This window comes from Mesorhizobium sp. 01N446, assembly GCF_056399285.1.
On record NZ_JBFTRA010000005.1, the window covers coordinates 432456 to 445146 of the forward strand.

Consider the following 12691-nt stretch of genomic DNA (forward strand, 5'->3'; position numbering starts at 1 on the left):
GCTGCGAAGCGGCAGCCAGTCGTCGGGGTGGGGGTATTGGCACAAGCCTGAAGACCCCCACCCCGCTCCGCTTCGCGGATCGACCCTCCCCACGAGGGGGAGGGTAAGGTGGCCATGACCCGCGCCCTCGCCCTCCTCCGCCGCCGCCTCGTCGGCAGCGTCTTCGTGCTGCTGATCGTCGTCATCGGCACTTTCCTTTTGCTCGAGGCCGCACCCGGCGATGCCGTCGATGCCTATATCGTCTCGACCGGAGGCGACGCCGGCATGATCGAATTGCTGCGCCATCGCTGGGGTCTCGACCAGTCGGAGCTGACGCGGCTGGCCAACTATCTCTGGGCGCTGCTGCATCTTGATCTTGGCCAGTCCGTGACCTTCTCCAGGCCGATCCGCGACGTCATCCTCGAGCGCCTGCCCAACACGCTGCTCCTGATGGTCAGCGCCACCGCGCTGTCCTTCGGGCTCGGTTCCGCGCTCGGCATCTATGCCGGCGCCAAGCCCGGCAGCGTCCGCGACCGCTTCCTGTCGATCGGCTCGCTGGCGCTCTATGCCGTGCCGGGCTTCTGGCTCGGCCTGGTGCTGATCGTCGTCTTCGCCGTCGACCTGCGCTGGCTGCCGATCGGCGGCATCGAGACGCTGGCTTCGGACAAGGCCGGCCTCGACCGCGCCGCCGACATCGCCGTCCATCTCATACTGCCGGCGTCCGCCCTCGGCTTCATCTACCTCGCGCTCTATCTGCGCATGATGCGCGCCGGCATGGCCGAGGCCTGGCGGCAGGATTTTGTCCTCGCCGCCCGCGCCAGGGGGCTGTCGCGCCGCCGCATCGTGCTGGCGCACGTCGCTCGCAACGCGCTCTTGCCGCTGGTCACCATGCTCGGCCTGCAATCGGCGCAGATGCTTGGCGGCAGCGTCGTCATCGAGAGCGTCTTTTCCGTGCCGGGCCTCGGCCGGCTGGCGCAGGAAGCGGTGGCTTCGCGCGACACGCCTTTGCTGCTCGGCATCATCCTCACCAGCGCCGTCCTGGTCGTCGTCATCAACCTGCTCGTCGATATCGCCTATGCCTTCCTCGACCCGCGCGTCGGCGCCAATGAGGCCGGCGCATGAGCCCGCTGCGCCGCTTTCTGCGCACGCCCGAGGCGGTCGCCGGCGCCATCCTGCTGGCCGCGCTGATTGCGATGGCGCTCATTGCGCCGCTGCTGTTTCCAGGCGACCCGCAAGCCATTGCCGGCCCGGCGCTGCTGCCGCCCTTCCAGGACTGGTCGCTGCCGCTCGGCACCGACCGGCTCGGCCGCGACGTGCTGGCCGAGCTGTTCCACGGTGCCCGCACCTCGCTCGCGGTCGGCCTTGCCGCAGCCGCAGCGGCACTCGCCATCGGCTCGGTGGTCGGCACGCTGGCCGGCTTTGCCGGCGGCCTCGTCGACGAGGGGCTGATGCGCATCACCGACGCCTTCCAGACCGTGCCAAGCTTCCTGCTGGCGCTGGCCTTCGTCAGCGTCGTCGGCCCATCGCTCGGCATCGTCGTGATCGCTATCGCGCTCGGCACCTGGACCGGACCGGCCCGTATTACCCGCGCCGAAGTCCTCTCCATCCGCGAGCGCGATTACGTCGCCAGTGCGCGCGCCATCGGCACGCACCCGATCGAGATCGCCTTCCGCGAAGTGCTGCCCAACGCCTTGCCGCCGGTGCTGGCGATGTCCTCGGTGATCGTCGCCGCCGCGATCCTCACAGAGGCCGCGCTATCCTTCCTTGGCCTCGGCGATCCCAACCGCGTCACCTGGGGCGGAATGATTGCCGAAGGCCGCGCGGTGCTGCGCACCGCGCCCTTCCTGTCGATCGTACCGGGCATCGCTCTGGTGCTGACCGTGCTTGGCGTCTATCTCGCCGGCGAAGGCATCGTCGAGACGACGGCGGTCCGGAGAGGCCTGTCGTGACGGTGCTGGCTTCGATCAGCGACCTGATGGTGACGTACCGCCGCGACGGCGGTGAGGTTGCGGCGCTGAGGAGCATCAGCCTCGACATCGTGGCTGGCGAGCGCCTGGCCATCATCGGCGAAAGCGGCTCCGGCAAGAGCACACTGGCGCTGGCGATTGCGGGGCTGCTGCCGGCTTCTTCAGCGGTTGGCGGAAGAATTGAATGGCCCGGCCTTGGCCAACCTCCCCTCCTCGGCCGCGACATCGGCTTCGTCTTCCAGGACCCATCCGCCAGCCTCGATCCGGTCATGACCGTCGGCAAACAGATCGCCGAAGTCGCGCGCACCCATCTCGGCCTCACCTGGTCCCAGGCCTACGCCAAGGCCAGGACCCTGCTCGAACGCGTCCACCTGCCCGACCCGGACTCTGCCCTGCATGCCTTCCCGCATCAGCTCTCCAGCGGCCAGAAGCAGCGCGTGGCCATCGCCGCGGCCATCGCGGCCGGGCCGAAACTGTTGATCGCCGACGAAGCAACCAGCGCGCTCGACACCATCGTGCAGGCTGAGATCGTCGCCTTGATCCGGCGGCTGATGGTCGAGGACGGCATGACGCTGTTGTTCATCAGCCACGACATCGCACTCGCCGCCGAACTCGCCGAGCGCATCGCCGTGTTCCGCTATGGCCAGATGATCGAGCTTGGTCCGACGGCGCGGATTGTCGACGCCCCGACCCAGCCCTACACCCGCACCCTGCTCGACGCGCATATCGGCCTCGACGCCGTGCCACTGCTGATCCGGGCCGGGCTCCCCGCATGAGCCTGCTCACAGTGTCCAACCTCAGCAAACGCTACCGTCGCGGCGGCAAGACCATCATCGCCGTCGACGATGTCTCTTTTCACATAGAGCCCGGCGAAACACTGGCGCTGGCCGGCCCTTCCGGCAGCGGCAAATCGACGATCGCGCGGCTGGTGCTGCGCCTGATCGAGCCGGACGCTGGCGCCATTGAATTCGAAGGCGATGATTTCCTGGTCTTGAGTGGTGCAACGCTACGCGCACGCCGGGCGCGCCTGCAAATGGTGTTCCAGGATCCGTTGGCCGCTTTCAACCCGCGCGCCACGGTGGCAAGTGTCCTCGACGATCCCTTGCGCATCCATGGCATAGCCTCGCGTACCGAGCGCCCGCGCCGCATCGCTGCCTTGCTCGAACGCGTCGGGCTGCCGGCCGATCTCGCGCCCCGCGCCATCCACGAAATTTCCGGCGGCCAGCGGCAGCGCGTCGCCATCGCCCGCGCCATCGCGACAAAGCCATCGCTGATCGTGCTCGATGAGGCGGTCTCGGCGCTCGACGTCTCGGTGCGCGGACAGATCCTCGAGCTTCTGCTCGACCTGCAGCGCCAGGAACGGATCGCCTATCTCTTCATTTCCCACGATCTCGGCGTCGTGCGCGCGCTCGCCCATCGCGTCATCCTTCTCGATGCCGGACGGGTCGCCGAGAGCGGCGATGCCCGCGCCGTTATCGACGCCCCGCGGTCAGCCATCGGCAAGGCGTTGGTGGTGGCAGCACCAAGGCTCAAAAGAACCACGCAGGACGCCTCATGACCGACCCCGAAGCCAGAGCCGAGAAGCTGTCGCGCGAACTCGATTCCGCCTTCCGCAACCGTGCCGATCTCTACCGGCTGTTGCTCGAAGAACTGACCGGGGAGCTGGGTGCCGAAAAGGCCGAGGCGATCATGATCCGCGCCATCGAGCAGCGCGGCAAGGAAGTGGCGGCTGCCGCCTTCGCCAGCTTCGGCGCCAACGATGCAAGCGCCATCGGCGAAGCCTTCCTGGCGATCAGTCCGGATGGCGGCCAGATGTATCCGACCGATGTCGAACGCGGCGATGACCGTATCGCCTTCAAGGTCAAGCGCTGCCCGCTGAAGGACGCCTGGGTCGAGGCGGGCGTTGGCGACGAAAAGCTCGCCACACTCTGCCGCATCGCCGGCGTCTTCGACCGCGGCCTGTTCGAGGCGACCGGCGTGCGCTTCGACAACATCACCTGGACGCCCGGCCACGGTTCCGGCTTGCTGCCACATCGCGCTGACCAATCGCGATGCCAGCTAAGCATTGACGATCTAAGCTGTGTCGAGATTCAGGTCAGGCCGAGTCGAAAATGGTGGTTCCCGAGAACCGGAGCGGAGCGTACTTTTGGGTACGTGAGCACCGGAAGCGCAGGGGACCGCCATTTGCAGGCCGGCATCACCTGAATATCGGCACAGCTTAGCCGCCGACCATCAGCTTGACGACCTCATCATGGTTGGTCTCGGAGATCTTGCGCTCGCCGGCCTGGACGCCACGCCGCAGCACGACGATGCGGTCCGAAACGGCGAAGATGTCCTGCAGATTGTGCGAGATGAAGATCACGCCGCGCCCTTGCGCCTTGAGCTGATGGATCAGCGAAATCACCTTGCGCTGCTCCGGCACGCCAAGGGCGGCGGTCGGCTCGTCCATGATCAGGATCTGCGCATCCCAATAGACGGCGCGGCCGATGGCAACCGCCTGGCGCTGGCCGCCGGAGAAATTGCTGACCGGGGCCTCGAGCCGGCTGACATGGAAGTCGAGCCGCCCCATCGTCGCCTTGGCCGCCTCGGCCATGGCCTTGCGGTCCAGCACCGGCAGGAAGCCGAACGCCTTGCGCATCGGTTCGCGGCCAAGGAAAATGTTGGCGCCGATCGACAGATTGTCGGCTAAAGCCAGATCCTGGTAGATCGTCTCGATGCCCTTTTCGCGCGCCTCCTGCGGCGTCGCGAACGTCACCGGCTGACCCCTGAGCAGGATTTCGCCGCCGGTGGGCTGGAACACGCCCGATATCGCCTTGATCAGCGTCGTCTTGCCGGCGCCGTTGTCGCCCGCCAGCGCCACGACTTCGCCCGGCCGCACGGCCATGGAAAAGTCGTTGAGCGCACGCACGGCACCGAAGTGCTTCGACAGGTTGCGGACTTCCAGCAGGGGCGCGTTCTGGTTGGTGCTATTCATCCTGACGGGCTCCACTGAACCGGCGCTGCGCCTGGTCGATAAGGACGGAAATGATGATGACGACGCCGACGGCGATGAACTGCCAGAACGGTTCGACATTGACGAAGACCAGCCCGTACTGGATGACCGCGATCACCAGCGCGCCAGCCACCGTGCCGAAGATGGTTCCGGAGCCACCGAAAAGGCTGGCCCCGCCAATGACCACCGCCGCGACGCTGTCGAGCAGCAAGGGCTCGCCGGCCTGCGCGGCGCCCGCGGTGAAGCGCGCCGCATAGAGCGCGCCGCCGAGGCCGGCGCACATCGCCGACAGCACGTAGAGCCGCAATATGTGGCCCCTGATGTCGATGCCGGCGCGCCGCGCCGCCTGCACATTGGCGCCGATGGCATAATTGTGCTGGCCGAACCGGGTCTGGCTGAGCAGGTAGTGCATGACGATGACGAAGACAGCGGTGATCAGCACCAGATAGGGCACGCCGTAGAACTTGCCGTTGCCGAGCAGCGCGAACCAGGAATTCTGCACCGGCACGGTGGTGCCGCCGGCAAGCAGGAAGGCGGCGCCGCGCGCGACGCCGAACATGCCGAGCGTGCCGATGAAGGGCGGCACCTTGAGCCGCGAGATCAGCAGGCCGTTGATGATGCCCGGCACACCGGCAACGATCACCGAGGCGAGGATGCCGGCCAGCATGGCCAGCGGCAGGGGAATGGCGGCACCCGCCATGTTGGTGGCATGCGCGGCGATGACGGCGGCCAGGCCCATGATGAAGCCGAGCGACAGGTCAATGCCGCCGGAAATGATGACGAAGGTCTGCCCGGTCGCCAGCAGCAGCGGCGCCACGGCGAAGATGGCGATGGACTGCAGGTTGAACGGATTGAGCACGAAGGTCGCGCCGAAGGCGAGCCGCGACCAGATTTCGAAACAGATCAGCAGGCCGGCCAGGAACAGCCAGGCGCGCCCTTCGGCGATGCGTGCGACCAGGCTCCTGGCCGGATCGCCGTGATCGGCCTGAGGGGCGACATGCTTCTCGGCAGGCTGGGCTGGTGATGTCGAGGTCATGGATACTCCGGGGCGCCTTCAACAGGCCTCGATTGGCGAGGACCCAATGCAGGCTCCTCCCGGCGGACCGGGAGGAGCCAAGCTGGTCTGGACTTACTCGGAGTAGAGATACTTCGAGATGTTCGGGTCCGCGATGTTGGACTTGTCCATGATCGTGAAGCCGGTGCCGATGGTGACCGGGATCGAATGGCCGGTCAGGTGGGCATAGGCCGAAACGACGCCGTAATAGCCGATTTCGGCCGGATGCTGGGCGATCGCCACGTCGACCAGGCCGGTGTTGATGTTGTCGACGATGCTGGTCGGAGCATCGAAGGCAACGACCTTGACGGTGCCGCTCTGTCCGGCCTGCTTGACGCCATTGGCGGCACCCAGTGCGGAGAACAGATTGGCGCCGAACACGCCGACCAGGTCGGGATTGCGGGCGAACACCGCCTGCAGCTGCGAAGCCGCCTTGTTGGCGTCGTCGTCATTGAACTGGGTTTCCAGCACGGTGATGCCCGTATGCTTGGCCATCTCCTTCTTGAAGCCTTCCTCGCGCTGGTCGGTGGTCGAGATGCCGGGCTTGACGTTCGAGACGTAGACCTTGCCCTTGTCGCCAATGGCGGTGGCCAGCGCGCGCGCGGCAATTTCGCCGCCGAGCACATTGTCCGACGCGATATACGACAGTGGGAAGTCGGCATCGCCGGCGCCGGTCTGGTAGACGCCGCTGCCGATGAAGGTGTCGACGGTGATGACCGGGATGCCGGCATCATTGGCCTTGCGCAGCGGCTCGACCAGCTGGACCTTGTCGGTCGGCGCGATCAGGATCGCGTCCGGCTTCTTGGCAATGACCGCGTCGAGCACCGGCACCTGGGTGACCGGGTTGAAGTCCGGCGCACCCTGGAAAACCAGGTTAACGCCAAGCGCGTCGGCTGCCGCCTGCGCGCCCTTGCGCATGGTGATGTAGAAGCCGTCGGTGGTCAGGCCCGGAATGAGCGCAATGGTGTATTTCTTGTCCTGCGCCTGCGCGGGCGCGATCAGCACCGTCGCACTGACGGCAAGCGCCGCGAGCGCGGCAACAATCTTCTTCATGACATCCTCCTCATTGTTGGCAGATCTGCCGTTGCAAGTGACATTGGAATGGCCGTCATCCCTGCGGATGCGACGGCCGGAAACGCCTGTTTGCCTCGCGGGCAGCTCCTCCCAAGCGCCCTCCAGTCGATATGTCGGCCGGTCAGTCGCCGGCGCACCTGGCCACAGCCCCGTTCCTCGGCCTCCGCGAGGTTCGGCAAACTGTGCCCAACCGCCTCGCCTTGCCGACGGGCGTTCGAACTTGTAACACTTTGCAGAAATAAATTGCAACTCGGTTTTTCCGAGCCGGCAACGCCGGGCTTTTCACACCGTACGACATCCGATTGCTCCGCCGAGCCCCGGTCAACTATCACCCGGGCCTTTCGGCGGCACAACTGGTTTTCGTTGCTGCGTCCTGCCCGTTCTAAGGCTAGGCGAGCGCCGCGAGGATGGCCTGCGCCGTCTTGGTGTCCGTCACCAGCGTGTTGATGAGTCCGGCGCGAACGGCGGCAATGATCGCCGTCGCTTTTTCCGGCGACGCGGCAAGGCCGATGACCAGCGGCACGGCGCGTAGCTGCGCCGGCGACATGGCGATCATCCGGCTCTCGCCTTCCCAGGCGATCAGCGTGCCCTCGGCATCGAAGTAGTGGCGAAGCACGTCGCCGGCGGCATGAACCAGCGCCTGCTCGCTCGGCGTGGCGGCACTGGCCTCTGGAGCATTGATGGCATGCGGCAGGCCGATGCCGACGATCGCGACATCGGTCCTCTCCCACAGCGCGACGGCATCGCGAATGGCGGCGTCGCGCAGGAAGACCTCGCGCAACTCGGTAGACGGCAAATAGGGCGCATGGATGAAATGCGGTGTGCCGCCGAACTCCTCGGCGGCAAGCCGCACGAATTCGTTGACCTGAAAATGCGCCGCCTGCTGTTGCATGCCGCCGGTGGCGGCCACGGTCAGCACGCCGGGCATGCGCGGCAGGCCGGCCCGGATGACTTCGCGCACGGCGCGTCCCCAGCCGATGGCGACGACGGAGCCCGCCACCAGTTGCGCCTGCCTGAGCAGCCCGCCAAGCGGTGCCGCGAGCGCTGCCAACGTGCCCGCCGCCGGCGTCTCGACCACGGCGGCATCGCGCAATTTCAAGCCGTCGATCAGCTGCCGGGTGATGTCCTCCGGCGTTGCCAGGTCGAGGACCTCGATGCGGACAATACCCTCGGTTCGCGCCCGCTGCAGCAGCCGCGAAATCGTCGCGGTGGAGACTCCGAGCCGCCGGGCGATATCGACCTGCGACATCTCCTCCACATAATGCAGCTTGGCCACCGTATGCAGCATCGTCCGCGATGCGGTCGCATCCTGGATGGGGGGAACAGACAGCTTGCAATTCCTTTCAGCAACGTGTTACACACGTATACGCCGACGGGAGTTATCGCGCAAATCCGGCCAACCCGCAACGTGCGGTTCCAGGCCGCGAGGTCGGCGAGGAGCATTCTTCGAGGGCGATGGCGCGTCGCGGCGTCCTGCCGGCAGGCGGGCAGAACTGAACATCGTTATTTCCACGGGATCCGCGCCCTTCGTCTGGAGAGCGCCAACATTGGATTGAGACCATGACCAAGATGACCACCGCGGAACTGCGCGGCTACCAGCAGATATGCGGCAAGGACGGGGCCATGGTCGCCATCGCCTGTGACCAGCGCGGCGGCATGCGGACCTTGCTGGCGTCGGACCCTGAGGAACAGGCCAGGATCACCAACGACATGCTCGGCGACACCAAGGCCGATATCACCCGTTACCTGGCCAGTGCGGCATCCTGCGTGTTGCTCGACCCACTCTGCGCGGTGCCGCGCATTGTCGACGAGGGCGTCTTGAACCGCGATACAGCACTTCTCATCGGCCTCGACGCTTCCGGCTTCGACGTCTCGCCCGAGGGCTACCGCTTGTCGCGCCTCGTCCCCGGCATCGACGCGCGCCGCGTCCGCGCGCTGGGCGGCACCGGCGGCAAGATCATGGTGTATCTCCGGGCCGACAAGCCTGCGGCCAACGAGCACAACATCGCCATCCTGCGCCAATGCATCGCCGATTTCGGCCAGGAAGACCTGCTGCTGGTCGTCGAGTTCCTGACCTATCAGCTCGACGGGGAAAGCCCCGAGGACTATGCGGCCAAGACTCCATGGCTGGTTGAGGAAGGCACCAGGATTTCGCTCGAGTGCGGCGCCAAGGTGCTGAAGCTTCCCTACCCCGGAACGCCGGAGGCCTGCGCCAACATCACCGCAATGGCCGGCGATGTGCCGTGGGCGGTGCTTTCGGCCGGTGTCAACCACGCCACCTTCCTTGGCCAGGTCGAGATCGCCATGCAGAACGGCGCCTCGGGTGTCATCGCCGGCCGTTCGCTGTGGAAGGACTGCATCTCGCTCGATCGTGACATCCAGCGCGAAAGGCTTAAGACCATCGCAGTGCCGCGATTGCGTGAGATCCAGGCCGTGATCGGACACTACCGGCAGAAAGCTGCTGCCTGATAGTCGAATTTGGACTAGAGCCATTCCAGCAAAAGTGTGAAGCGGTTTTGCGTCCGGAATTGCGTGAAAACGAATGCAGGATGCCATGCCTCTCAGCATAGGAATCGACATTGGCGGTACCAATCTGCGTGCCGCCCGCATTTCCGGCACCGGTGAAATCCTCAAGCGCGTTTCCGAAAAAAGCGCGCCTGACCCGGAGTTGGTGCTGGGCCGCATCGCCGACATGGTGCGCCTTCTCGACACCCCTGACGTGAAGGCCATCGGCGTCGGCGTACCCGGCCGCGTCGATGCGCGGCGCGGCGCTGTCCTGTCGGGCGGCTATGTCAACCTCGCCTCGGTTGCGCTGGCGCAGCGCCTGGAAGACATGACAGGCAAGCCTGTCGTCATCGACAATGACTGCAACATGGCGCTGGCCGCCGAGATGGCGCTCGGCGCGGGGCGCGGCCATGGCAACATCGTTATGTTCACCATCGGCACCGGCATTGGCGGCGCCGTCGCCCAGGATCGGCGGATCACGCGTGGTTCGGCAACGGCGGGCCAGCTCGGCCACATCACCGTCGACGTCAATGGCGAGGTCTGCGCCTGCGGCCGGCGCGGCTGCGTGGAGACCACCAGTTCGGGCACGGCGCTCGGCCGTCACATTGCGCGCGCCGGGCTCGGCGCCGACATTTCGGTCGACCAGCTCTTTGCCCGCGATGCCGCCGGCGACATCCAGGCGCGCGGCATACTGGACGCCTGGGCGAAACCGCTGCGGGCCGCCATCGACACCGCCGTTGCCATGCTCGCTCCCGATCTCGTGCTGCTTGGCGGCGGCCTTGGCCGCGCGGCACATGCAGCACTCGACCGAGCCCCGGCTCTGGCGCCCTGGTACCAATGCCAGGTCGAAGCAGCGCAGCTCGGCGACGACGCCGGGGTGATCGGCGCCGGCCTGCAGGCCCTGGCGGCGGAACCACACGCCGTTCCGGTTGCATCCTCGGCGCCATCAGGTCACGCTAGGCGCGCCGTGCTGGTCAACGGCATCCCCGCCAGCGGCAAGAGCACCGTCTCGCGCGGCATCGCCGATCGCATGGGCTGGCCGCTGCTGGCGCTCGATACGATCAAGAATCCCTTTCTCGAAGTGCTCGGCGGCGGCGACCGCCTGTTCAACCGCACGCTCGGCCGCGCCAGCTACCAGGCGATCTGGTCGGTGGTCGGCGAAGCTCCTGCCGGCACCACTTTCATCGTCGATGCCTGGTTCGGCTTCCAGCCGCGCGAGGTTCTCGAGGATCATCTGCGAAAGGCCGGCGTCGAACAGACTTTTGAAATCTGGTGCCACGCGCCCGGCGAGGTCCTTGCCGAGCGTTACGGCGCCCGGCTCGACCAACGCCCGGCCGGCCATCCCGGGGCGGCCTATATCCCCGAACTGATCGAACTCGCCAAGTGTGCCGAGCCGCTGCGGCGCGGACCGCTCTTCGACGTCGACACGACGAGGCCGATCGACTTCGATGCCATCACGGCCTGGCTGCGGGCGACCATAGCCAGCGGCGCATAGACGGCCGGAAGGCCCGGTCAGTCGCCACTACAGACGTGAAGTTCCGTTCCGGCCGCCGCGATGACCGCGCGCAGCGCCGGTAGCGGTTCACGATCCGTGACGATGTCGGAAAGCGCGCTGAGAGCGCAGATGCGTTCGAGGCTGTTGCGGCCGAACTTGTCGTTGGTCACCACAAGCGCTGTCGACAGCGCGCGAGCAATCATCGCCCGCTTGACCGCCGCCGCCCCCGAGATCATGTCGCTCGGCCCGTCCGCCGAGAGGCTCGAGGCGCCGATGATGGCAATGTCGGCATTGTAGCGCCTGACGAATTCAACCGTATCCTCACCGACCACGCTGGCTTCTCGGCTGTCGTAGGTGCCGGGGCACAGGATGACCCGGAAGGTCGGACTGGCACCGGCCACCGAGGCGACGCCGATGGAATTGGTGATGATCGTCAGCTCCCGCTTCATCTGCGAGAGGCTGCGCGCCACCTCATAGGTCGTCGAGCCGCCATCGATCATCACGATCTGGCCTTTCTCGACCAGTCCGGCCGCACCACGCCCGATCCGCGCCCGCTCCTCGATCATGGTCTGGCTGCGCTCGGCAATCACCGGCTCGGATGTCATCAGCGAGATCGTCGCGCCGCCATAGGTTCGGTTGAGCAACCCCGCATCGCCGAGCTCGATAAGGTCGCGCCGGATCGTTTCGCCGGCGACGCCAAGGCGCAGGGCGAGCCTGGAAACACGGATCGAGGCCGAGCGGCGCACTTCCGACAGGATGAGCTCATGCCGCTCCTTCTTCGACAGCCGGCTCTGCTCCATGATCTGTCCTCCAGGAAGCCTGGAACATTAGCGATACCGACGTTGATGGGGAAGGAGTCTCGCAAGGCGCTTCGGCAGGACGGTCTGGTCACAAAACCTATCGGCACGTCGGCGTCCGCGAAGCCCTGATGCGGCTGGCGTAGGCCGGCCTCGATCGAGGCACGGCCGCCGCCGTCTGATCAATAGCCGACGGTGAAACGCTGCCTGATGTGGGCCGGCTTCTCGATCTCGTCGGCCATGACGATGGCGTAGTCTTCGAAGGAGATGCTGCTGCCCTTGTCCGAGGCGAGAAGCGTATCCTTGCCGAGGCGGAATTTGCCGGTGCGCTCGCCCGGGACGAACATGGCGGAGGGCGACAGGAACGTCCAGTCGAGATCGCCCACCGTCTTCAACGTGTCGAGGAAGTCGGCGCCCTTCTGTGCCTCGGGCTTGTAGATCGCCGGGAATTCGGGCGTGTCGACCAGTCTTTTGCCGGGCGCGACCTCAAGGCTGCCCGCGCCGCCGACAATGAGATAGCGCTTCACGCCGGAAGCACGCACGGCGTCGATCAACGTGTCGGGATCGCTGTCCAGGAAATGCACGGCGCTGATCACCACATCATGGCCACGGATCAGATCGGCGAGGCCTTGCCTGTCGAAGACATCGCCCTTCCTGGCCGTCACGCCGGGCAGAGCGGCAATCTTTTCGGGGTTGCGGGCGATACCGGTGACGGTATGGCCACGGTCGGAGAGTTCCTTGAGCAGGCGCGAACCGACAGCGCCCGATGCGCCGATGAGAGCGACTTTTGCCATGTCTTTTTCCAGTCCTTGTTGGGGGTCAGTTGGG

13 protein-coding genes are annotated in these 12691 nt (G+C 66.2%); 7 read left to right on the forward strand and 6 right to left on the reverse strand.

Annotated elements, in window-relative coordinates:
- Positions 1-114: 114 nt before the first annotated feature.
- The 5 genes from AC1DPX_RS21460 to AC1DPX_RS21480 are packed head-to-tail and all read left to right on the forward strand — an operon-like array spanning position 115 to position 4151.
- Positions 115-1101, forward strand: coding sequence for an ABC transporter permease (locus AC1DPX_RS21460; protein WP_477239391.1), 987 nt, complete (start codon positions 115-117; stop codon positions 1099-1101).
- The gene (locus AC1DPX_RS21465; RefSeq protein ID WP_477239393.1) at positions 1098-1928 is read left to right on the forward strand and encodes an ABC transporter permease; all 831 of its coding nucleotides are present in this window, start codon (positions 1098-1100) and stop codon (positions 1926-1928) included. Before AC1DPX_RS21460 ends, AC1DPX_RS21465 begins: the two co-directional genes overlap by 4 nt.
- A complete protein-coding gene (locus AC1DPX_RS21470) occupies positions 1925-2722 on the forward strand; it encodes an ABC transporter ATP-binding protein (protein ID WP_477239395.1) in 798 nt (265 codons plus the stop codon). The genes AC1DPX_RS21465 and AC1DPX_RS21470 overlap by 4 nt, the downstream gene beginning before the upstream one ends.
- Entirely contained in the window at positions 2719-3504 is a 786-nt protein-coding gene (locus AC1DPX_RS21475) for an ATP-binding cassette domain-containing protein (RefSeq protein WP_477239397.1), read from the forward strand. Before AC1DPX_RS21470 ends, AC1DPX_RS21475 begins: the two co-directional genes overlap by 4 nt.
- Positions 3501-4151 (forward strand): L-2-amino-thiazoline-4-carboxylic acid hydrolase, encoded by a 651-nt coding sequence (locus AC1DPX_RS21480; RefSeq protein ID WP_477239399.1) that lies wholly within the window; start codon positions 3501-3503, stop codon positions 4149-4151. The genes AC1DPX_RS21475 and AC1DPX_RS21480 overlap by 4 nt, the downstream gene beginning before the upstream one ends.
- A 13-nt stretch (positions 4152-4164) precedes the next feature.
- Here the strand turns inward: AC1DPX_RS21480 and AC1DPX_RS21485 are convergent, their stop codons facing one another.
- From AC1DPX_RS21485 to AC1DPX_RS21500, 4 genes are all read right to left on the reverse strand, one after another.
- Entirely contained in the window at positions 4165-4920 is a 756-nt protein-coding gene (locus tag AC1DPX_RS21485; protein ID WP_095772389.1) for an ATP-binding cassette domain-containing protein, read from the reverse strand.
- Complete coding sequence (locus AC1DPX_RS21490) at positions 4913-5974, reverse strand: ABC transporter permease subunit (protein ID WP_202357778.1); 1062 nt, start codon at positions 5972-5974, stop codon at positions 4913-4915. The genes AC1DPX_RS21485 and AC1DPX_RS21490 overlap by 8 nt, the downstream gene beginning before the upstream one ends.
- Before the next feature lie 93 nt (positions 5975-6067).
- Entirely contained in the window at positions 6068-7045 is a 978-nt protein-coding gene (locus tag AC1DPX_RS21495; protein WP_202357777.1) for an ABC transporter substrate-binding protein, read from the reverse strand.
- A 409-nt stretch (positions 7046-7454) separates the two neighbouring features.
- Positions 7455-8354 carry a sugar-binding transcriptional regulator gene (locus tag AC1DPX_RS21500; protein WP_477239401.1) on the reverse strand — a complete coding sequence of 300 codons (900 nt, stop codon included), beginning with the start codon at positions 8352-8354 and terminating at the stop codon, positions 7455-7457.
- Between the two features lie 272 nt (positions 8355-8626).
- Here AC1DPX_RS21500 and AC1DPX_RS21505 point away from each other — a divergent pair, with 272 nt between their 5' ends.
- Both AC1DPX_RS21505 and AC1DPX_RS21510 read left to right on the forward strand, forming a co-directional pair.
- A complete protein-coding gene (locus AC1DPX_RS21505; protein WP_477239403.1) occupies positions 8627-9535 on the forward strand; it encodes a tagatose-bisphosphate aldolase in 909 nt (302 codons plus the stop codon).
- Between the two features lie 85 nt (positions 9536-9620).
- On the forward strand, positions 9621-11066 hold the full coding sequence (locus AC1DPX_RS21510) for an ROK family protein (protein WP_477239405.1): 1446 nt from the start codon (positions 9621-9623) through the stop codon (positions 11064-11066).
- Positions 11067-11083: 17 nt separating this feature from the next.
- On the opposite strand, the gene AC1DPX_RS21515 is transcribed toward AC1DPX_RS21510, so the two are convergent.
- Together AC1DPX_RS21515 and AC1DPX_RS21520 are read right to left on the reverse strand one after the other, a co-directional pair.
- The gene (locus tag AC1DPX_RS21515) at positions 11084-11866 is read right to left on the reverse strand and encodes a DeoR/GlpR family DNA-binding transcription regulator (protein WP_202357773.1); all 783 of its coding nucleotides are present in this window, start codon (positions 11864-11866) and stop codon (positions 11084-11086) included.
- Positions 11867-12045: 179 nt separating this feature from the next.
- A complete protein-coding gene (locus tag AC1DPX_RS21520) occupies positions 12046-12657 on the reverse strand; it encodes an NAD(P)-dependent oxidoreductase (RefSeq protein WP_477239407.1) in 612 nt (203 codons plus the stop codon).
- Positions 12658-12691 lie beyond the last annotated feature (34 nt).

What these genes read in the sequence shown, in the direction of transcription:
- AC1DPX_RS21500 (WP_477239401.1), bottom strand. Translation starts at nt 8,354, where the DNA reads ATGCTGCATACGGTGGCCAAGCTGCATTATGTGGAGGAGATGTCGCAG.
- AC1DPX_RS21475 (WP_477239397.1), top strand. Translation starts at nt 2,719, where the DNA reads ATGAGCCTGCTCACAGTGTCCAACCTCAGCAAACGCTACCGTCGCGGC.
- AC1DPX_RS21495 (WP_202357777.1), bottom strand. Translation starts at nt 7,045, where the DNA reads ATGAAGAAGATTGTTGCCGCGCTCGCGGCGCTTGCCGTCAGTGCGACG.
- AC1DPX_RS21460 (WP_477239391.1), top strand. Translation starts at nt 115, where the DNA reads ATGACCCGCGCCCTCGCCCTCCTCCGCCGCCGCCTCGTCGGCAGCGTC.
- AC1DPX_RS21480 (WP_477239399.1), top strand. Translation starts at nt 3,501, where the DNA reads ATGACCGACCCCGAAGCCAGAGCCGAGAAGCTGTCGCGCGAACTCGAT.
- AC1DPX_RS21465 (WP_477239393.1), top strand. Translation starts at nt 1,098, where the DNA reads ATGAGCCCGCTGCGCCGCTTTCTGCGCACGCCCGAGGCGGTCGCCGGC.
- AC1DPX_RS21485 (WP_095772389.1), bottom strand. Translation starts at nt 4,920, where the DNA reads ATGAATAGCACCAACCAGAACGCGCCCCTGCTGGAAGTCCGCAACCTG.
- AC1DPX_RS21510 (WP_477239405.1), top strand. Translation starts at nt 9,621, where the DNA reads ATGCCTCTCAGCATAGGAATCGACATTGGCGGTACCAATCTGCGTGCC.
- AC1DPX_RS21490 (WP_202357778.1), bottom strand. Translation starts at nt 5,974, where the DNA reads ATGACCTCGACATCACCAGCCCAGCCTGCCGAGAAGCATGTCGCCCCT.
- AC1DPX_RS21505 (WP_477239403.1), top strand. Translation starts at nt 8,627, where the DNA reads ATGACCAAGATGACCACCGCGGAACTGCGCGGCTACCAGCAGATATGC.
- AC1DPX_RS21515 (WP_202357773.1), bottom strand. Translation starts at nt 11,866, where the DNA reads ATGGAGCAGAGCCGGCTGTCGAAGAAGGAGCGGCATGAGCTCATCCTG.
- AC1DPX_RS21520 (WP_477239407.1), bottom strand. Translation starts at nt 12,657, where the DNA reads ATGGCAAAAGTCGCTCTCATCGGCGCATCGGGCGCTGTCGGTTCGCGC.